We start from the raw sequence: 19,231 nt of genomic DNA on the forward strand, positions 1-19,231 counted from the left end.
CCGAGCATGGCTCGGCACTACCGGGCGCCTTGCGCCTTCGGCGCAAGGAAGGCGATCAGAGGAACAGATCCGGCATCAGCGGGCGCGACGGGTCCATCGCGTAACCCGAGAGATCGGTGATGCCGGCTTCCGCCAGCACCTCGTCATCCAGCAGGAACTGCCCGCTGAAGCCTGCCGCGGTCCGGGTCAGCACCGCATGGGCGGCATCGGCCATGATCTCCGGCTTGCGGCAGCCGGCCACATCCACGCCCGGAATCATGTTGATCGCATCAGTGGCGATCACCGTGCGCGGCCACAAGGCATTGACCGCAACGCCCTGACGACCAAACTCGGCGGCCAGGCCGAGGGTGACGAAACTCATGCCCATCTTGGCCAGGGTGTAGCCGGTATGCGGGCCCCACCACTTCGGATCGAGGCTGGGCGGCGGTGCCAGGGTCAGGATGTGCGGATTCGGCGCCTGCAACAGGTGCGGCAGGCAGGCCTGCGCACACAGGAAGCTGCCACGTGAATTGACCTGTTGCATCAGGTCGAAGCGCTTCATCGGCGTATCCAAGGTGCCACGCAGCCAGATCGCCGAGGCGTTGTTGACCAGGATGTCGATGCCACCAAAGGTATCCACGGTTGCAGCAACCGCCGCATTGACCTGGTCTTCTTCACGGATGTCGCACTTCAGCGCCAGACCCTGGCCGCCGGCGGCGTTGACCGCCTCGGCAGCGGTATGGATGGTGCCCGGCAGCTTGGGATTGGCGACCGCCGACTTGGCGGCGATGGCGACGTTGGCACCGTCGCGCGCAGCGCGCAGGGCGATGGCCAGGCCGATACCACGCGAGGCGCCGGTGATGAAAAGGGTCTTGCCTTGCAAGCTGCTCATGCGGACTCCGGAACCGGTAAGAAAGCAAACGGCATTATGCAGATACCAGCACCCGCGCACAGTCCTGAGGTTTGCCCCGGGTTCGACATTCGCGGTTCATATGCCTTGCCGATACTGGTCTCCTATCGTGCAAGGACTCCCGATGAAAACACTCCAATACGCCGCCCCGCTGCTACTGGTGCTCGGCCTTGCGGCCTGCCAGAAGGAACATCCGGCCGCCGACGTGCCGCCGCCGGCCAAGGATGTCACCGCCCAGACAACCGGACTTGGCGAGGCTGCCGCCCGCATCGGACCCAACGCGGTATGGACCGGCTCGGTTGAGGCCTGCCGCACCGACACCGCCGCCGACAACTGCCTGCTGCAGGTGATGCGTAGCGGCGGTGCATCGCCCGCCGCGCTGACGGCCGCCAGCACCTTGTCCGCGCAGGGCAAGCCTGGCCATGTCACTGCATGGCAGAACGTTGAAGGCATTGGTGTTGCTACGCTGGAATTCCCCTTCCGCGCCAATACCAACCAGGGCACTTGGTTGGTGGACGCCAATGGCCAGGCCATCGACGTGGATGAGGAAGTGTTTGATGACACAACGCGCGGCTCGGACGCCTACAAGGCGTTCAACGCCAAGCACCCGGACTCCGGCCCGTTTGCTCCGGCACTTGCCGCCGGTACGCAGGCCCTGCCCGATGGCGGCGTGCGCCTGCGCTACACCACGCCGCTGCGCAGCTGCCACGCCTGCGCCGACGATGGCCATGTAACGCTGGGCTACGACTTCGATGCGCAGCGGCGCTTTGTCGGCAAGCAGCTGCTGGAGCTACGCTGAATCGCGTCCGCACGCTGCCATGCGCCGCGCATAGCGCTCCAGCAGGTGCGGCACGATGATCCGGTGCAAGGGCGCCACCGGCAGCATGTACAAGCGCCCAAATGGGCGGTGCAGGTGAACCACGGTGCTCACCTGCAGCTCGCAGCTGTCGCCGGCCCCCAGCTCCACTGACAGCTCCACGCGCAGATGGCGATCACTGTCGCCCAGCACGATGCCGTCGGCAGCCAGCGTTCGCACGCTGAATATTCCCAACCGGTCGCCGACCGCCAGCGTTGCCGGAGCATGCGCGGGCACGCTGCGAATCGCACCGAGGTGTTTCATCCCGAGCAGGCGCATTCCGGCATTGCGCAGACGCATCAGGCCATCGAACCATCCCGGCACCTGCCGGGCGATGTCCAGATAGGCCTGTGCGGCGCTTTCCGGCCGCTGTGCCAGGCGAATCCTCGCGGCATGTGCGAAATGACTCCCCGGCAGCTGTGGGTACAACAGCGCACCCGCTGCGATATCCACCTCACGCGCCCGCACATCAAGGTTCAAGGCTTCGGCCCCTGTCCTTCGTTGTCTTCCCAATGCAGGATGCGGCGGGTAACGAAGCGATAGACCGGCTTTCCGGTGGCGAACCACAACTCACGCACCCACGAGTGCCGCTTGAGCACGCGCAGCTCCACCGGGGTAAGTGATTGCCGGCAATACATCCGCTTGTGCTTGAGCAGGTGGCGCAGGTCTTCGCGCGCCAGCAACCGCATCCAGCGCGAACGCGGATTCCCGCACACCGCCAGCTGGAAATCGATCAGCGCCGGCGAACCGTCCTCGCGCACGAGCCAGTTCGCTTCCTTGGCCAGATCGTTATGGGCGATGCCGTACCGGTGCACGCGCTGCAGCAGCCGCCGCGCAGCACGGAAATAGGCCAGATCCCCATGCGGCGGGCGTTGGTACATGGCTGCGCCTTCCATATAGCTGCGGTCCAGCCAATGCCCATCCCAGGCCAACAGGCGCGGCGTTGCCTCCATGCCGCCGAGTTTGGCCAGCGCGCGCGCTTCACGCCGCGCCAACCACCAGGCCGGCAGACGCAGCCACAGCGGCGTGGCCCCCAGATCGCGGCGCACGAAGCGTCCCGAGGGGCCGTCCACCAACAGGATTCGTCCAAAGCTGTCAGCTTTCAGCGCGACGGCAGTAGCGGGTGAAGATTCAGTCATCACGACATTCTAGACGCCAGCACGCTATTCATTGACCGGCATCGCAAGTGAACAAAACCGCCGCAATCCACTGAACCTCTGCCGTTGCCATCGGTCTGACTCGGGCTTCCCTTTATAATCCGCTGATGAATTCTTCCTGGATCGACGCCACGCTCGCGTGGATCGCCGCCCATCCTGTCCTTGCTGGCCTGGCGATCTTCGCCATCGCCTTCTGCGATGCGGTGATCATTCTCGGCGCCATCGTGCCCGCCCTGCCGCTGATGATCGCAGTGGGTGTACTGATAGGCATGGGCGAGCTGTCCGGCCCTTACGCGGTGATATGTGCCACCTTGGGCGCCTTCGCCGGCGACGGTTTGAGCTATTGGGTGGGCCGCCGCTGGGGCGACCGCCTGCGTGGCGTATGGCCGTTCAGCCGCTACCCGCAGCTGCTGGACCGTGGCGAAGTGATGTTCCGCCGCAATGCCTTCAAGAGCATCCTGATCGCCCGCTACGTTGGTGCGATCCGGCCGTTTGTTCCGGCCATCGCCGGCATGGCCAACATGCGCTTTGCCAGCTACCTCAAGGCCAGCGGCCTGGCCTGCCTGTCCTGGGCAGTGCTGTTCCTGCTGCCCGGCTGGGCGCTGGGCCAGGCCTATGACGCCGTCGCCGCGGTGGCCGGACGCCTGTTCCTGGTGGTGGCGCTGCTCGGCGCGATGCTGGGCCTGGTCTGGGCCATCGTGCTGTACAGCTACCGCTGGTCGGCGGCACGCATGGACGGCTGGCTGGCCCGCCTGCTGGCATGGTCGCACCGCCACCCGCACTTCATCGGCCACTCGTTGAGCGACCTGTTCGACCCCAAACGCCGTGAATCGGTGCCCTTGGCGATGCTGGCGCTGATGCTGCTGGTGCTGGGCTGGGGCTGGTTCGCGCTGCTGATGGTGGTGGTTGGCCATGGCGAGCCGCTGGCACTGGACCTGGCCGTGCACCGCTTGATGCTGGCCCTGCGTAACCCGCTGGCCGACTACCCGATGGCCGCCCTCGCCTCGCTGGGCGATTGGCAGGTGCTGCTGCCGGCGATCGCTGCGGGCATGGGTTACCTGGCCTGGCGTCGGCGCTGGATGGCGGTGTTCCACTGGTTGGCGGCGCTGGCGTTCGGCCTGGCCCTGACCAAGCTGCTGGGTGCCACCGTCGATGTGGTGCGGCCGCCAGCCGCCAGCAGCGGCTTTGGCTTCCCGTCGGTGGCGGTCACCATGGCCACCATCACCTTTGGCTTCTTTGCGGTGCTGATCGGCCGCGAACTGCCGGGGCGCACCCGCGTCTGGCCGTACCTGCTGTCCGGCGCGGTAGTCACCGTGATTGGCTTTGCCCGCATCTACCTGGGTGCGCACTGGGTCAGTGATGTGGTCGGCGGCATGTTGTTCGGCGTGTTCTGGCTGCTGGTGCTGGGCATTGCCTACCGCCGTCGCTTCAACCGTTCGTTCTGGGTCAAGCCGGTCGCCTGGCTGTTCTACGGCGTGTTCCTGATCGCCGGGCTCTGGTATGCGCCGCGTAACGTACCGGCCAAGCTGGCCAAGTTCGAGCCAGCGGCCGCCGCGACTACGCTGATGGATGCCTCGCACTGGTGGCAACAAGGCTGGAGCGAGCTGCCGGCGCGCCGCAATGATTTCGATGACGACCAGCGCTGGCCGCTGGACGTACAGGTCGCCGGTCCCTTGCCGGCCCTGCAGCAGCAGCTGGAGGGCAACGGCTGGACCCTGCAACCGCAGGCCGGTTGGCAGCAGGCACTGATGATGCTGGACATGAAGGCCACGCCGCAGCAGGTGCCAGTGCTGCCGGCCACGCTGGACACAAATGTCGAAGCACTGTTGATGCTGCATCCCGGCGAACGCCCGGATGAAGTCTATGCACTGCGCCTGTGGCCATCCTCGGCACGCCTGCAGCCGGAGCAGACACCGGTGTGGTTGGGCAGCGCGCAGACGCTACGCTACCAGCGGCATTTGAAGCTGTTCGGCATGTGGCGGCCGTTGCGTGGTGTTGATCCTGCGCTGGACGCACTCAAGCAGTCGCTTGATGGGGTTCAGACGCAGCAGCAGGTGCAGCCGGAGACGGGCTTGCCGCTGTTGATGATCCGCGCTGAGCCGAAGCTTTGAGGGCGTAAGAGCTTACCCCTCCCCAGCCCTCCCCTTGGCTACGCCAAAGGGAGGGAGCGTAGTGCCGAGCATGGCTCGGCAAAGGCATTGGCCGCGTAGTGCCGAGCCATGCTCGGCAAGGGCATTACCGGGAAGGCCTCTGCCGAGCATGGCTCGGCACTACCAAGATCCGGCTACTGGATTACAGATCTTCCTCGATCGGCACATCCATCTCCGGGATCCATTCCAACAATCGGTCCAGGCGCCGCCGCGGGTCGTTTTCCTGCAGCAGCTGCAAACGTTGGGTTTCACTCAGCGGCAACAGTTCCGCCAGGCGCCAGCCCACCCATGACGCGTGATCCAGCTGTGCCGGGCCAGCCGCGGCGTACTCGCCACCTATCTGCTCGATGATGTGCTCCAGCAAGGTCCCGAGCAGGCCGTGTTCCGGCTGCAGCTCGTCATCACTGTCGCGCTCGCACCACTGCACGTCCGCCGTCACCAAGCCGTTGTCACGTACATGGCTTGCCGTTACGTGGAAACGCCGTGCACCGCGCAGGCGCAGAACCAATACGCCATCGGGACCGACATCGAAATCCTCAACCGTGGCCTCGACACCCCAGGCAGCAGGCGTTGCCGGTGCGCCGACCTCCTCACCATGCAGGATCAGGCAGACACCGAAACTACCGCCGGTGCGCCCGCATTCGCGGACCAGGTCCAGATAGCGCGGCTCGAACACGCGCAGGTTCAACATCGCACCCGGCAGCAGCGCCGCATGCAACGGAAACAATGGCAGGCTTGGCGATGTATTCATGACAAAACAACACGGGCGGACCAGGGACGATGTTACCCCAGCCCGCCCGTGCGGATTCCTGCAGTGGCTGCGAACCACCGCCAATCCGGTCAGAAGTTGTATTTCACATGCGTGTGCAGGCGATTCATGTCACCCTCCTGACCGTTCTCGATGCGCCGCGTCGCATGGCTCAACTCGACGCCAAGATCCAGCTTGGGGAATGGCGAGTAGATCAGGTTGGCACGCACCGACTGCGCCTTCTCTGTGACTTCGTAGCCCGTCAATGCAGCATCGTTGTCCAGCACCGCCACCGAGTACACCAGGTTGCCGCGCAGCTTGGGCGAGAACGCATGGCGCCACGCCGCGAAGCCGCCGTAGCCATCCATCGCATGCAGACGCCCCTCCTCGTCGAGCACCGTGTCGCTGCCCAGCGCGAAGCCGAGATAGCGGCCCACGCCGCTGCCACCGCTGACCATGTAGCGCAGGTCATCGTTGGCACCCATGTTGAAGCGGCCGGAAACGCTCAGTGCCGCACCGGTTTCGGTCTGCCCGCCATAACGGAAGTTGCGCAGCATCGCCGCGGCGGTGAAATGACCCCAGTCGCCGCGCGTGTTCCAGCGCGCGGTCAGGTCGGGGATCGTATCGGCGCCGCTGTTGAAGCGTGCACCACGGCCGCCAAACGGGGTGATCGTGGTCTGCGGATTTTCCGCCGAGAACGACCAGGCGCCGCGGGTGTAACGCAGCTGCGCCTGCCGCGAGAAAATGGTGCCTTCGGACGGCCCGGTGAAATCGACGGTATCCGGCAGCGCGGCAACATCCTGGAAGTTGGACCAGGTCTGGCCAGCCAACCAGTTGTTCCAGCTTACATAGGCCTGGCGCAGGGTCAGTGCATAGGTATTGGTGATGACCTCGTTGCCAGCGAACGCATTGCTGCCACCGCCGTACATGTCGGCCTCGATATAGGCCTTGAGCTTGTCACCATTGTCGGTGGTGGTGTCAGCACCGAACCAGAAGCGCGAGAACTGCGCGTGCACATCGGTATAGCTGGCGCTGCGGCCATTGCCATCGGCTGCAACCGGCGTGGCGCCCGGGAAATAGAACAGACGCCCGGCCGAGCCGTCGGCAATCTCACCATCGCTGGTCCGGGTATACATCGAATCGAGCTTGATGAAGCCACCGAAGGAGAACTTCGTGCCCGGCATTGCATTTGGCAGGGTCGTCGACGGTGCAGCCGGTGCAGCGGCAACCACGCGGGTTGCGTCCAGTGCGCTGGCGCTGGCCACAGGCGCTGCACCGGCGTTGGCCGCCTCGCGCTGCTGGTACTGCTGCAGCATCGCGCGCATCTGTTGCATCTCCTGCTCCAACTGCGCCATCCGCGCTTCCATCGCTTTGGCATCCGTTGTCTGTGCGAGCGCACTCAGCGGCGTCGCCGCCAAGGCCGTGGTGACGGCCAGGGCCGCCAGCTTCTTGTTGCTGATCATTGTTTTCCCCTCCCAGGGCAACAGAACACCGTTCCGGCCTTTCTCGGAAAGGCCAGTCGAAATGACGCCGTTTTCTTATGTGGGAAATCGCTGCTCCCGATTTCCCAAATCCACCTTCAGATCGTCATTCCCGCCTAAGCGGGAATGACGATCTGAGAGAATCTGGATAACTCAGGCTGCAGTTACCCTCACCCCATCAAACAAACCGCATCGAGGTGGTACCAAGGCCATCCGCACGCACAAGCACGTTGTCACCGGCCGCGACGGCCACCGCCGCGGTGATCGCACCGGACAGCACCACGCTGCCGGCCGGCAATACCTGCCCGCGCTGCGCCAGCATGTTGACCAGCATCGCCACCGCTTCGGCCGGGTTGCCGAGTACAGCCGCACCGGCACCTACCTCAACCACCTGACCGTTCTTCTCCATCACCACGCCAAGCGTTTCCAGATCCAGCCCTTCCACCGCGGTTGGGCGCGAACCCAACACATAGCGTGCCGCCGAGGTGTTGTCGGCGATGACACTTGGCAGGTCGAAGTGGAAGTTCTCGTAGCGCGAATCGATCAACTCGATCGCCGGCACCACGTAATCGGTTGCCGCCAACACCTGGGCAATATCGCAACCGGGCCCGGCAAGCTGCTCGCGCATCACGAAGGCGATCTCCGCCTCCACCTTCGGATGGATCAGCCGGGCGGTATCCACCACGGCGCCATCGTCGACGGCGTTGTCGTCACCCAGGAAGCCATAGATCGGTGTGTCGACGCCCATCTGCTGCATCTTCGGGCGAGAGGTCAGGCCCATCTTCATGCCGACGATGCGGACACCTGCGGACTGCTTGATGCTGCGCAGGCACTCCTGGATGTCGTAGGCCTCATCCACGCCGATCTGCGGGTGCGCGTCGGTGATCTTCACCACCTCCCGCACTTCCTGCTCGGCGGCCAGCAGCTGCAGGGCGCAGCCTTCGATGATGGAACGGTCCAAGGTCATGCGGTTTTCTCCTGCGTAGTGGCGTCGCGGGCACGCAGCACATCCAGTGCGACGTCCACGATCATGTCTTCCTGGCCACCGACCATGCGGCGCTTGCCGAGTTCGACGAGGATGTCGACGGTATTGATGCCGAAACGCTGCGACGCTGCCTCGGCGTGGCGAAGGAAACTGGAATACACGCCTGCATAACCCAATGCCAGGGTCTCGCGGTCCACGCGTACCGGGCGGTCCTGCAGCGGACGCACGATGTCATCGGCGGCATCCATCAAGGTGTAAAGATCACAGCCATGGTTCCAGCCCATGCGCTCGGCGGCGGCGATGAACACTTCCAGCGGCGCGTTGCCTGCACCCGCACCCATGCCGGCAAGGCTGGCATCGATGCGGATCGCGCCGGCTTCGACCGCGGCGATGGAGTTGGCCACGCCCAGCGACAGGTTGTGGTGGGCATGGATGCCGATCTGCGTATCAGCCTGCAGCGACTCGCGCAGCGCGCTGACCCGCTCGCGCACGTCGTTCATGTTGAGAGCGCCGCCGGAATCCACCACGTAGACGCAGGACGCGCCGTAGCTTTCCATCTTCTTCGCTTCCACGGCCAACGCCGCAGGCGTGGTCATGTGGCTCATCATCAGGAAGCCAACCGTGTCCATGCCCAGCGCATTGGCCGCTTCGATGTGCTGGCGCGAGATGTCGGCTTCGGTGCAGTGGGTGGCCACGCGCACGATGCGCGCACCGGCGGCATGCGCATTCTTCAGGTCGTGCACGGTGCCGATGCCGGGCAGCAGCAGCGTGGCGATCCTGGCATGCGAAACCGATTCGGCAGCGGCCTCGATCCACTCGACGTCGCTGTGCGCGCCGAAGCCATAGTTGAACGATGAACCCTGCAGGCCATCGCCATGCGCGACCTCGATCGAGTCCACCCTTGCCTTGTCCAGCGCGGTGGCAATCGCCCGCACCTGCGCCACGCTGTAGCGGTGGCGCACCGCGTGCGAACCGTCACGCAGGGTGACATCGGAAATGTAGAGCTTGTTGTCAGTCATGCGTTCTTCCTCAGGCTGCAGCGCGCGCGGCCAGCACCGAGGCGGCCATGCGCTCACCGGTGGCCAGCGCGGCCGACGTCATGATGTCCAGGTTGCCGGCGTAGGCCGGCAGGTAGTGCGCGGCACCTTCCACTTCCAGGAAGATCGTGGTCTTGAGGCCAGTGGTGAGACCGACGCCGGGCACATTGACCGGCTCGTCCAGCACCTCGAACTGCACCTGCTGCTTCAGTCGGTAGCCAGGGACGTAGGCGGCCACACGCGCAGCCATATCGTTGACCGCTGCCTCGATGGCCGCGGCGTCGGCCGGCTCGCTGAGCACGTAGACGGTGTCGCGCATCAGCAACGGCGGCTCGGCCGGATTGAGCACGATGATGGCCTTGCCCACCGCCGCGCCACCAGCGCTCTCGATTGCCCGCGAGGTGGTCTCGGTGAACTCATCGATGTTGGCGCGGGTGCCGGGGCCGGCACTCTTGCTGGAAATGCTGGCGACGATCTCGGCGTACTTGACCTTGGCCACCGAGGCCACCGCGGCAACCATCGGAATGGTGGCCTGGCCGCCGCAGGTCACCATGTTGACGTTGGCGGCGTCGATGTTGTCGTCCAGGTTGACGGTCGGCAGGCAGTACGGGCCGATCGCTGCTGGCGTCAGGTCGACCACGCGGATGTCCGGCTTGGCCTTGCGCAGCAGGGCGTCATTGGCGATGTGCGCCGAGGCTGATGTCGCATCGAAGACAATGTCGATATCGGCAAACAACTCCGATTCAATCAGTCCGGCCACGCCACTGGCGATGGTCGGCACGCCCATGCGCGCAGCGCGGGCCAGGCCATCGGAGGCCGGGTCGATGCCGACAAGTGCGGCCATCTGCACGTGCTTGCCGTGGCGCAGGATCTTGATCATCAGGTCGGTACCGATGTTGCCGGGGCCGACGATGGCAGCTTTCAGGGTCATGCAGCACTCCTGTCATTCAATGTGGGGGAGGAAGCAGGCATCACGCGAAATGCACGTCGGCACTGCCGAGCGCGCCAACGCGGACACGCATGTGGTCACCGGCGGCCACCGGGATCAGCGGCACCAAGGCGCCGGACAGGATTACTTCGCCGGCCTTCAACGGCGTACCAAGGCGACCAAGCGTGTTGGCCAGCCATGCCACGCAGTTGACCGGCGATCCCAGCGCAGCGGCACCGGCGCCAGTAGCCACCAGTTCGCCGTTCTTCTCGACCACCATGCCCAGCGTGCCCAGGTCCAGGTTCCTCGGTGGCACGCGCAGCTCGCCCAGCACATAGGCGGCGGCGGAGGCATTGTCGGCAACGGTGTCGGTGATGCCGATACGCCAGTCGCGGATGCGCGAATCAACGATCTCGAAGCACACCGACAGCGCTTCGGTCGCAGCGAGTACATCGTGGTGGGTGATGCCGGGGCCAACCAGGTCGCGCTTGAGGTGGAAGGCGATTTCACCTTCGGCACGCGGCGCGATCATCCCGGCCACCGGCAGCGTGCCGCCGTTGGCAACCTGCATGCGGTCGGTGAGGAAACCGAAGTCGGGCTGATCCACTTTCAACATGCGCTGCACGGCTGCCGACGTAGCACCGATCTTCTTGCCGACCACTCGCTCGCCATCGGCCAGGCGACGCGCCAGCAGATCATTGGAGATCGCATAGGCATCGGCCAGGGTAAGCCCACTGATCCGCTCGCTCAGTGGATCAACCGCCTCGCCAGTGCGCAGCGCGGAATGCAGTTCGGCGCCATGCAGGGCGATTGCAGCTGCATCCAATACCAAGGCCGTCATGCCTTGCCCCCTTCAACCGGATCGCTCTTGAGCACATCGCCCACCGCGAAACGTTGCGGCGGAACCTCGGTGACCATCACCCGGATCGCGCTCATCGGCGCATCCAGTTCCACATGCGCCACCTTCGCCAGTTCGCGGATGAAGCGCTGTACTTTCTGCTCGTCGCGGCCCTGCACCAGGGTCACTTGGATGATCGGCATTTCTTTACTCCTGCTAGTTCGGTCAGGTCAGCTCGACGCCCTTGGTCTCGGGCAGGAACAGCAGCACGATCACTGCAGCCAGCGCGAAGAACCCGGCGGTCGCCATCAAGCCACTGGCAACGCCGTAGCTGTTGGCCAGGAAGCCGATCAAGGCCGGCGCGATGGCGGCGATGGCGCGGCCGCCGTTGTAGACGAAACCCTGCGCGGTGGCGCGCACGGTGGTCGGGAACATTTCAGCGAAGGTCGGTGCGAAGCCGCTGTAGAAGCCGGTGCCGAAGTACGCCACGACGATGCCGAACGCCATCAGTGCCATCGGCGACTTGATCATCACGAACACCGGCACGGTCAGCGCCGAGGCAACGAAAAACAGCATGAAGGCCTTCTTGCGGCCGATCGCGTCGGCGATGTAACCGAAGGTGACGAAGCCCAGCGCCGCACCGATCTGCATCACCACGATCCAGATGGTCGACTTGACCATGTCCAGGCCCGGGCCGCCGTCAGCGACCGGTGTGGCGAGGTAGGTCGGGATCCAGGTGAACAATCCCCAATAGCCACACATCGCGGCGGTGACGAAGGCCAGCCCGACCGTGGTGCTACGCGCATGGGTACCAAACAGATTGCGCATGGTCTGGGCGAAGCTGAGGCGCTCCTTCTGGTTGACCCAGATCTCCGGCTCCTTGACGTGGCGGCGCACGTAGAAGGCAAGCAGTGCCGGCAACAGGCCAACCGCGAACACCCAGCGCCAGCCCAGCGTCGGCACCACCAGCGCGGCGATGATCGCGGCAGCGGCATAACCGGATGCGAACGCGCTCTGGATCCAGGCCAGGATCTTGCCGCGGTGCTGTGCCGGCCAGCTCTCGCTGACCAGTGCCGAACCCGCGGACCACTCACCGCCGACACCCAGGCCGACGATCACGCGGAACAGCATCAGCTGGCCCAGCGTATCGGACAGGCCGCACAGCGCAGTACCGATTGAGTAGCAGATGATGCTGAGCATCATCGACTTCGCCCGACCCATGCGATCGGCAAGGTAGCCGAACACCAGTCCGCCGAATGCGGTGGCCATCAACGTGGCCGACATCACCATGCCTGCCTGCGACTTGTCGAAGCCCAGGTCCGCGCTGACGTGCTTGAGCACCATCGCGAACAGCATCAAATCCATCACGTCCAGCATCCAGCCCAGGTAGGCCGAACGGAACGTGCCCCACTGCTGCTTGCTGGCCCCTTGCCACCAGCGGCCGCCTGCGCCGCCTGTTACTGCCTGGATCGATGAATCACGCTGCGCCATTGGCTTCCCCTCCGGAATCGTGGCTGATACGAAAGTATCGGTGATCGATACTCAGAGCACAAAATATCCCACTTTTTCCAAAAATGGAACATGGAATTTAATTTTGTATCGATATACGATACGAACGTCGTTACAAACGCGAGATTCCGATGTCTGAACTGATCCTCCGCCTGCACGAAGACCATCTGCCAGCCGGCTGCCCTCCTGTTTACCTGCCCAGCGGGCCGCGCGCCCTCTACATCCGCAGCGGCGGCCTGAGTGTTGAGTCCGCGCAGGACAGCCAGGCGTTGGACCCGGCGCAGGCGCGTGTGTGCCAGCAACAGGTCACCCTGCTCAACGGCAATCAGGACACGGTGCTGTGGCGCTGGGAACTGACTGATCGCAACCACCCTGCCGGCGCCCTGCCCTCGGCCCCAGCCACCCGCAGCGAGCTCAAGCTTGAGGCGCCAATCAGCCTGGATGATCGCTTCGAGTGGCTGATGCGCTGCGACCGCGTCGATTTCCCCAAGGGCGGCGTGGCGCTGACCCATGTCCATCAAGGGCCAGGCATCCGGATCTGCGACTACGGCCAGATCAGCATCGAAACGCTCGGTGACAGCCACGATTACCCGGCCGGCAGCGCCTGGTTCGAGCTCGGCCATGCACCGGTACTGGCCCCCACCACCGAGGCTGAGGAAACCCGTTTCATCCGCTGCTTCCTGCTGCCCCGCCAGCTCAAGGGACGCAGCTCGATCCGCTATGTGCGCCCGGAAGATGCGGCCGCACAGAAGACCCAGCAGTACAAGGTTTTCGCAGAGCGATACATCGACCTGCCATAATCGGCGGAAAACGCGGTCAACAGGCCGCGTTCGTCCATGTAACACACTGCAGGTAGCCGATGCCCAGCCACGACGCGAGTGACAAAAAGGAATTGGGTGCCGCCAGCGGCACCGTCGAGCCACAGGAAGAAAGCGCCGAACAGGGCCTGCCAACCGCCATCGTCTCGCTGAAGGTGATCGAAGCGCTGGCCGCGGCGCCGACCGGGCTCGGCGTAACCCGCCTTGCGCAGTTGCTGGGCATGCCGAAAGCACGCGTGCACCGCCACCTCAGCGTGCTGCGCGAGCATGGCTACGTCGACCAGGACCCGGACAACAACCAATATCGGGTGGGTTGGCAGATGTTCCTGCTGGGCCGTGCCTGCAGCAGCCGTTTCGATGTGATGGGACTGGCCAAGCCGGTGCTGGAACAGCTGCGCGACGAAGTTGGCCAGACCGTGGTGATCTCCACGTTCTCCGACAACGAGGTGGTGGTGCTGGACCTGCTGCGCGGCACCGCGCCGGTGGAGATCAGCCTGCGCCCCGGCACACGCTTCCAACACAACAGCGTGGCGCAGGGCAAGATCGCCCTCGCCTACGGCCCGGACAAGCTGCGCCGCGCCTACCTGACCCAGCCACTGAGCAACAGCACGCCGCGCACCATCGTCGACCCGGATCGACTGGCGGCGGAGATCGAGCTGGTGCGCAAGCGCGGCTGGGCCGATGCACCGGAAGAGCTCTACATCGGCATCAATGCCTTGGCCGCGCCACTGCTGCAAGGCAACGGTGAATTGTTCGGCACCCTGGCCATCGTCGGCTCCATCCACTACCTGCCGAGCACACCGGATCCGGCGCACGTACAGGCCATGTTGAGCGCCGCGGCGCAGATCTCGGCCTTGATGGGCTACCACCCACCCAAGCCCCGCTAAGCGTCACCTGTAGTGCCGAGCCATGCTCGGCAAGAGGCCTTACCGCAAAACCCAAACTGTAGTGCCGAGCCATGCTCGGCAGAGGCCTTACCGCAAAACCCAAACTGTAGCGCCGAGCCATGCTCGGCAGAGGCCTCACCGCAAAACCCAAACCTGTAGTGCCGAGCCATGCTCGGCAGAGGCCTTACCGGGAAAACCCCAGCCGAGCATGGCTCGGCACTACAGGTGACGCTGCAGTCCGTTCTACGCGTTCTGCAGCTGCGCCAGGAACCGGCGCGGCGCGCCATCAAAACCGCCATTGGACATGAACACCACGTGGTCACCTGCTGCTACGGCATCACCGAGCGTGGACAACAAGGCATCCGTATCCGCCACGGCCTGTGCATCGCCACGCACCGCGTCGATCACCTTGGCCGCGTCCCACGGCAGCTCGGGCCGGGCCAGGAATACCACCGCATCGGCGATAGCCAACGACGGCGCCAATGCGTCCGAATGCGCGCCCAGTCGCATTGAATTGCTGCGCGGCTCCATCGCCACCACGATGCGCGCATCGCCAACCTTGGCCCGCAGGCCTTCCAGCGTGGTGTGGATGGCAGTCGGATGATGGGCGAAGTCGTCGTATATGGTGATGCCCTGCGCCTGTCCGATGACTTCCATGCGCCGCTTGACGCTATGGAAGCCAGCCAAGGCCGGCGCGACGCTGGCAACGTCGACGCCCACCGCATGCGCTGCAGCCAATGCCGCGAGCCCATTGAGCACGTTGTGCCGGCCCAGCAGCGACCATTCCACGGTCGCCACTTCCGTGCCCCGATGCAGCACGGCGAACGCACTGCCATCCTGGTTGATCAGGCGTGCGCTCCATTCCAGCGACGGATCGAAGCCAAAGCGCTCCACCGGCGTCCAGCAGCCCATCGCCAGCACTTCGGCCAGGTACTTGTCCTCGCCGTTGACGATCAGGCGACCGCGACCGGGCACGGTACGTACCAGATGATGGAACTGGCGCTGGATCGCAGCCACGTCCGGGAAGATGTCGGCGTGATCGAATTCCAGATTATTGAGGATGGCGACCAGCGGGCGGTAATGGACGAACTTGCTGCGCTTGTCGAAGAACGCGGTGTCGTATTCGTCAGCTTCAACAACAAAAAGTGGTCGATCCGACACCTTGCTCCCTTCCCCCGCCGGGGGAAGGTGCCCCGCAGGGGCGGATGGGGGTACGTCGCCAGCAATCGATCGCCCCAACCGCGCCGACACCCCGAAATCCTCCGCCACGCCACCAATCAGGAAGCCCGGCTCACGCCCGGCGGCCTGCAACAGGTAGGAAAGAATGGTGGTGGTGGTGGTCTTGCCATGCGTCCCGGCCACCGCCAGCGTGTCGCGCCCCGGCAGCACCTGCTCGGAAAGCCATTGCGCCCCAGAGATATAGCGGCGGCCGCTGTCCAATACGGCTTCCACCGCTGGATTGCCACGCGACAGCGCATTGCCGATCACGACTTCATCGCAATCAGCACTGATGTTGTCCGCCAGATAGCCCTGCGACAGGCTGATCCCCAGCGTTTCCAGCTGGGTGGACATGGGCGGATAGACCGCCTGATCGCTGCCTTCGACCTGATGGCCGAGCTCGCGGGCCAAAGCGGCAACGCCGCCCATGAAAGTACCGGCAATGCCGAGAATATGGATCTTGGTCATCGAACGATTGTCGCCGATGCACACGGATAAGGGGTATGCCCGAGTTCATGTAGGCGTACCCTTAGAGCATGTAGGGGATTCCCCGATACCATCACAGCACATTCACAAACAAAATACGTGACGCCAGCCTCAGTATCCCTCAGGTCCTACTCCCCAAGAGGCCATCCCCAGGGAGCTCATGCTGATGGGGCCTTGAGCACGCCCTTAGCTGGCTTTTCTACAAATGAAACGCCCGGATCCAGCACTTGGACCCGGGCGTTTCAGTTTGCGTCGCTCGGGGCTGCAGCGGGATCCGCCGCAGCCCTGCCTGGTCAGCGCTTGATCGCCGCCAGGATGCGGGCCAGCACTTCGTCCAGCGCGCCCACGCCATCGACGCGGGCCAAGGTGCCCTTGGCGGCGTAGAAGTCGATCACCGGCGCGGTGGAATCGTTGTAGACCTGCAGACGCTGACGCACCGATTCCGGATTGTCATCGGCACGGCCCTGTTCCTGGGCGCGGCCAGCGATGCGCTCGACCAGCAGCTCGGTCGGCACATCCAGCTGCACGATGGCGTCCAGCGGCTGGTTCAGCTTGGCCAGCAGTTCGCCCAGCGCATTGGCCTGGGCAACGTTGCGCGGGTAGCCGTCGAGGATGAAGCCCTTGGCGGTATCGGCCTGCGACAGGCGCGATTCCAGCATGCCCAGCAGGATGTCGTCGGACACCAGGTTGCCGGCATCCATCACCGCCTTGGCCTGCTTGCCCAGCTCGGTGCCGGCAGCCACTTCGGCGCGCAGCAGGTCACCGGTGGAAATGTGCGGAACCTGCAGTTGTTCCTTCAGGCTCGTCGCCTGTGTGCCCTTGCCCGAACCGGGCGGTCCCAACAGAACCAATCGCATTCCTGACTCCCATATGTTTTGAGGAAACGGGACGGACAGCGGCGTTAGACTCATGGGCCGATTCACGCTGCACCGCAATATGTGCAGCTTACCGCATCCGGCCAATGTCCCGGAATGTCCTCCCGCTCTGGAGAGTATTGCCCATGTCCAAAGGCACCTTGCTGTATGCCCAGTCCGGCGGCGTCACCGCCGTCATCAACGCCACCGCCTCGGCCGTCATCGCCGAGGCAAGAGCCAGGAAAATCAAGGTGTTGGCGGCGCGCAACGGCATCCTCGGCGCATTGCGCGAGGAGCTGATCGACACCTCGAAGGAGTCGGCTGCCAACATCGCCGCGCTGGCCCACACCCCGGGCGGCGCGTTCGGCTCCTGCCGCTACAAGCTCAAGTCGCTGGATGCGGACCGCGCCAAGTACGAGCGCCTGCTGGAGGTTTTCAAGGCGCATGACGTGCGCTGGTTCCTCTACAACGGCGGCAATGACTCGGCCGACACGGCGCTGAAAGTCTCGCAGCTGGCCAAGGAATACGGCTACCCGCTGACCTGCGTCGGCGTGCCCAAGACCATCGACAACGACCTGGCGGTCACTGACACCTGCCCGGGCTTTGGCTCGGCGGCCAAGTACACCGCGATCTCGGTGCGCGAGGCGGCGCTGGATGTTGCGGCGATGGCTGAGACCTCGACCCGCGTCTTCATCTACGAGGCGATGGGCCGCCATGCCGGTTGGCTGGCCGCAGCGGCTGGCCTGGCTGGCGAAAACCCAGACGATGCGCCGCAGATCATCCTGCTGCCGGAGCGCGCCTATGACGAGGCGGTGTTCCTGGCCAAGGTCAAGCAGGTCGTTGAGAAGGTCGGCTTCTGCGTGGTGGTCGCCAGCGAAGGCATCCATACCGCTGACGGCCAGTTCGTCGCCGATGCCGGAGGGGTCAAGGATTCATTCGGCCACACCCAGCTCGGCGGCGTGGCTTCGTACCTGGCCGGCAAGGTCAAGGCTGAGCTCGGCTACAAGGTGCACTGGACCCTGCCCGACTACCTGCAGCGCTCGGCCCGCCATATCGCCTCCAGGACCGATTGGGAACAGGCGCAGGCAGTGGGCAAGGCGGCGGTGCAGTTCGCCCTGAAGGGACACAACTCGGTGATGCCGGTGATCGTGCGCAGCTCGGATGTGCCGTATCGCTGGAAGATCGAGGCTGCACCGCTGTCCAAGGTCGCCAACCACGAAAAGAAGATGCCGGCCGGCTTCATCCGCAAGGATGGCTTCGGCATCACCGAGAAGGCGCGCCGCTACCTGCAGCCGCTGATCCGCGGCGAAGCGCCGTTGCCGTATGGCCGCGATGGCCTGCCCAAGTACGTGACGTTGAAGAACGTGGCAATAGCAAAAAAGCTGCCCAGCTGGGAAGGTTGAGCAGGCAATGTAGTGCCGAGCCATGCTCGGCTGAGGCGTTACCAGTGAAGCCCAGCCGAGCACGGCTCGGCTCTGCTGGTGATGCTTTACCGGTACCGCCTCAGCCGAGCATGGCTCGGCGCTACAGGTGAAGCCTGATCACGCATTACTTCAGACAGGTGTGCCGCCGCGGTGGGCGGCGCATTCTTCGCCCAAGGTCTTCAAACCGGCGGTGCGCCATGTTCCGCAAGATACTGATCGGGATGCTCGGCTTTCTCATCGTCTGCGGGTTGGCCGCGGCAGGCTACCGGGTTGGCCAGGAACTGGCGCAACACGACCGCAACACCCAATCGGCACAACAGCGCTGAGCTAGCGGCATCACCGCAGTCATCGGCAGGCCGATCCCTGCATTTCGAGCTTGGCCGAATACGCCGGCAACGCGGCCAAGCGCCCGGCCGCTGCCTGCGTCTTGGCATCTTCCAGGTACACGCGGTTCTGGCCCTGCCCGTCCAATGCCACCTGCTGCCCGGCGGGCTTGCGCCACACTTCGATCACGGCCTGTTGCGTGCTGCAGGATGCCGAAGGAATACGCGCTACTTCATTGAGCTTCCAGCCAGCCGCCTCGCTGGGGTTGACCTTGCTCGCATCCAGGAACACTGCACGCGGCTGGCATTGCGCACTGGTCCGCACCAACTGCATGTCATACGGCGCCGCGGCATCGCCGGTGAAACGACCTTCAATACGGGTGCAGGCTTCCGGAATCTGTCGCACGGTGTGCAACGCAGCATCGGCCTGCGGACTGGCAGCAGGCCGTTCGATCTCGGGCTTGGCGTTGGCCGCGAACAGCGGCAGTGGCAGTGCGGCAAGCAGGACCAAGTGGAATGCGGCTTTCATCATGGTGTTCCCTATCGGCAAGCTGCTGACGTTGCCAGCGTGCGGCTGAACTGCTGGGCAAGAACGCTGCCTGCTGGCGGCGGAGACAGCTGACAGTCATACTCAGGCCGCCTC

Annotated in this window: 19 protein-coding genes and 1 pseudogene; 6 read left to right on the forward strand and 14 right to left on the reverse strand. The window is 64.6% G+C overall.

The window, feature by feature from the left end; translation table 11 throughout:
* Positions 1-55: 55 nt before the first annotated feature.
* A complete protein-coding gene (locus tag Q5Z11_RS16015) occupies positions 56-871 on the reverse strand; it encodes an SDR family oxidoreductase (protein ID WP_303747305.1) in 816 nt (271 codons plus the stop codon).
* A 142-nt stretch (positions 872-1,013) separates the two neighbouring features.
* Here Q5Z11_RS16015 and Q5Z11_RS16020 point away from each other — a divergent pair, with 142 nt between their 5' ends.
* The gene (locus Q5Z11_RS16020; protein WP_303747306.1) at positions 1,014-1,688 is read left to right on the forward strand and encodes a hypothetical protein; all 675 of its coding nucleotides are present in this window, start codon (positions 1,014-1,016) and stop codon (positions 1,686-1,688) included.
* On the opposite strand, the gene Q5Z11_RS16025 is transcribed toward Q5Z11_RS16020, so the two are convergent.
* Both Q5Z11_RS16025 and Q5Z11_RS16030 read right to left on the reverse strand, forming a co-directional pair.
* Positions 1,680-2,225, reverse strand: a complete 546-nt coding sequence (locus tag Q5Z11_RS16025; RefSeq protein ID WP_303747307.1) for a DUF2867 domain-containing protein — start codon at positions 2,223-2,225, stop codon at positions 1,680-1,682. The genes Q5Z11_RS16020 and Q5Z11_RS16025 overlap by 9 nt on opposite strands.
* On the reverse strand, positions 2,222-2,884 hold the full coding sequence (locus Q5Z11_RS16030) for a phosphotransferase (protein ID WP_303747308.1): 663 nt from the start codon (positions 2,882-2,884) through the stop codon (positions 2,222-2,224). Before Q5Z11_RS16030 ends, Q5Z11_RS16025 begins: the two co-directional genes overlap by 4 nt.
* A 125-nt stretch (positions 2,885-3,009) precedes the next feature.
* Between Q5Z11_RS16030 and Q5Z11_RS16035 the strand changes: the two genes are divergently transcribed.
* Positions 3,010-5,013 (forward strand): bifunctional DedA family/phosphatase PAP2 family protein, encoded by a 2,004-nt coding sequence (locus tag Q5Z11_RS16035; RefSeq protein ID WP_303747309.1) that lies wholly within the window; start codon positions 3,010-3,012, stop codon positions 5,011-5,013.
* A 181-nt stretch (positions 5,014-5,194) separates the two neighbouring features.
* Here the strand turns inward: Q5Z11_RS16035 and Q5Z11_RS16040 are convergent, their stop codons facing one another.
* From Q5Z11_RS16040 to Q5Z11_RS16075, 8 genes and pseudogenes are all read right to left on the reverse strand, one after another.
* The gene (locus Q5Z11_RS16040; RefSeq protein ID WP_303747310.1) at positions 5,195-5,803 is read right to left on the reverse strand and encodes an LON peptidase substrate-binding domain-containing protein; all 609 of its coding nucleotides are present in this window, start codon (positions 5,801-5,803) and stop codon (positions 5,195-5,197) included.
* Between the two features lie 89 nt (positions 5,804-5,892).
* Positions 5,893-7,263, reverse strand: coding sequence for a DcaP family trimeric outer membrane transporter (locus Q5Z11_RS16045; RefSeq protein ID WP_303747311.1), 1,371 nt, complete (start codon positions 7,261-7,263; stop codon positions 5,893-5,895).
* Between the two features lie 196 nt (positions 7,264-7,459).
* Positions 7,460-8,248 (reverse strand): 2-oxo-3-hexenedioate decarboxylase, encoded by a 789-nt coding sequence (dmpH, locus tag Q5Z11_RS16050; protein ID WP_303747312.1) that lies wholly within the window; start codon positions 8,246-8,248, stop codon positions 7,460-7,462.
* Positions 8,245-9,285 (reverse strand): 4-hydroxy-2-oxovalerate aldolase, encoded by a 1,041-nt coding sequence (dmpG, locus tag Q5Z11_RS16055; protein ID WP_303747313.1) that lies wholly within the window; start codon positions 9,283-9,285, stop codon positions 8,245-8,247. The genes dmpH and dmpG overlap by 4 nt, the downstream gene beginning before the upstream one ends.
* 10 nt (positions 9,286-9,295) lie before the next feature.
* On the reverse strand, positions 9,296-10,234 hold the full coding sequence (locus Q5Z11_RS16060; protein ID WP_303747314.1) for an acetaldehyde dehydrogenase (acetylating): 939 nt from the start codon (positions 10,232-10,234) through the stop codon (positions 9,296-9,298).
* A 40-nt stretch (positions 10,235-10,274) separates the two neighbouring features.
* Complete coding sequence (locus tag Q5Z11_RS16065; protein ID WP_303747315.1) at positions 10,275-11,072, reverse strand: fumarylacetoacetate hydrolase family protein; 798 nt, start codon at positions 11,070-11,072, stop codon at positions 10,275-10,277.
* A pseudogene (locus tag Q5Z11_RS16070) lies at positions 11,069-11,275 on the reverse strand (tautomerase family protein); the annotation flags it as partial. The gene Q5Z11_RS16065 and the pseudogene Q5Z11_RS16070, both read right to left, overlap by 4 nt.
* Before the next feature lie 19 nt (positions 11,276-11,294).
* Entirely contained in the window at positions 11,295-12,560 is a 1,266-nt protein-coding gene (locus Q5Z11_RS16075) for an MFS transporter (protein ID WP_303747316.1), read from the reverse strand.
* A 149-nt stretch (positions 12,561-12,709) separates the two neighbouring features.
* Here Q5Z11_RS16075 and Q5Z11_RS16080 point away from each other — a divergent pair, with 149 nt between their 5' ends.
* The gene (locus Q5Z11_RS16080) at positions 12,710-13,378 is read left to right on the forward strand and encodes a hypothetical protein (RefSeq protein WP_303747317.1); all 669 of its coding nucleotides are present in this window, start codon (positions 12,710-12,712) and stop codon (positions 13,376-13,378) included.
* Between the two features lie 59 nt (positions 13,379-13,437).
* Positions 13,438-14,283 (forward strand): IclR family transcriptional regulator, encoded by an 846-nt coding sequence (locus Q5Z11_RS16085; RefSeq protein WP_303747318.1) that lies wholly within the window; start codon positions 13,438-13,440, stop codon positions 14,281-14,283.
* A 243-nt stretch (positions 14,284-14,526) separates the two neighbouring features.
* Here the strand turns inward: Q5Z11_RS16085 and mpl are convergent, their stop codons facing one another.
* Entirely contained in the window at positions 14,527-15,969 is a 1,443-nt protein-coding gene (gene mpl / locus Q5Z11_RS16090; RefSeq protein ID WP_303747319.1) for a UDP-N-acetylmuramate:L-alanyl-gamma-D-glutamyl-meso-diaminopimelate ligase, read from the reverse strand.
* A 311-nt stretch (positions 15,970-16,280) separates the two neighbouring features.
* Positions 16,281-16,844, reverse strand: a complete 564-nt coding sequence (locus Q5Z11_RS16095) for an adenylate kinase (protein WP_057627841.1) — start codon at positions 16,842-16,844, stop codon at positions 16,281-16,283.
* 143 nt (positions 16,845-16,987) lie between these two features.
* Between Q5Z11_RS16095 and Q5Z11_RS16100 the strand changes: the two genes are divergently transcribed.
* The gene (locus Q5Z11_RS16100) at positions 16,988-18,244 is read left to right on the forward strand and encodes a 6-phosphofructokinase (protein WP_303747320.1); all 1,257 of its coding nucleotides are present in this window, start codon (positions 16,988-16,990) and stop codon (positions 18,242-18,244) included.
* 218 nt (positions 18,245-18,462) lie between these two features.
* The gene (locus tag Q5Z11_RS16105; protein WP_303747321.1) at positions 18,463-18,591 is read left to right on the forward strand and encodes a hypothetical protein; all 129 of its coding nucleotides are present in this window, start codon (positions 18,463-18,465) and stop codon (positions 18,589-18,591) included.
* Between the two features lie 19 nt (positions 18,592-18,610).
* On the opposite strand, the gene Q5Z11_RS16110 is transcribed toward Q5Z11_RS16105, so the two are convergent.
* Positions 18,611-19,120, reverse strand: coding sequence for a hypothetical protein (locus Q5Z11_RS16110; protein ID WP_303747322.1), 510 nt, complete (start codon positions 19,118-19,120; stop codon positions 18,611-18,613).
* Between the last annotated feature and the right edge of the window lie 111 nt (positions 19,121-19,231).

The organism is Stenotrophomonas sp. 610A2 (assembly GCF_030549615.1).
GTDB classification, from domain to species: Bacteria; Pseudomonadota; Gammaproteobacteria; order Xanthomonadales; family Xanthomonadaceae; genus Stenotrophomonas; species Stenotrophomonas pigmentata.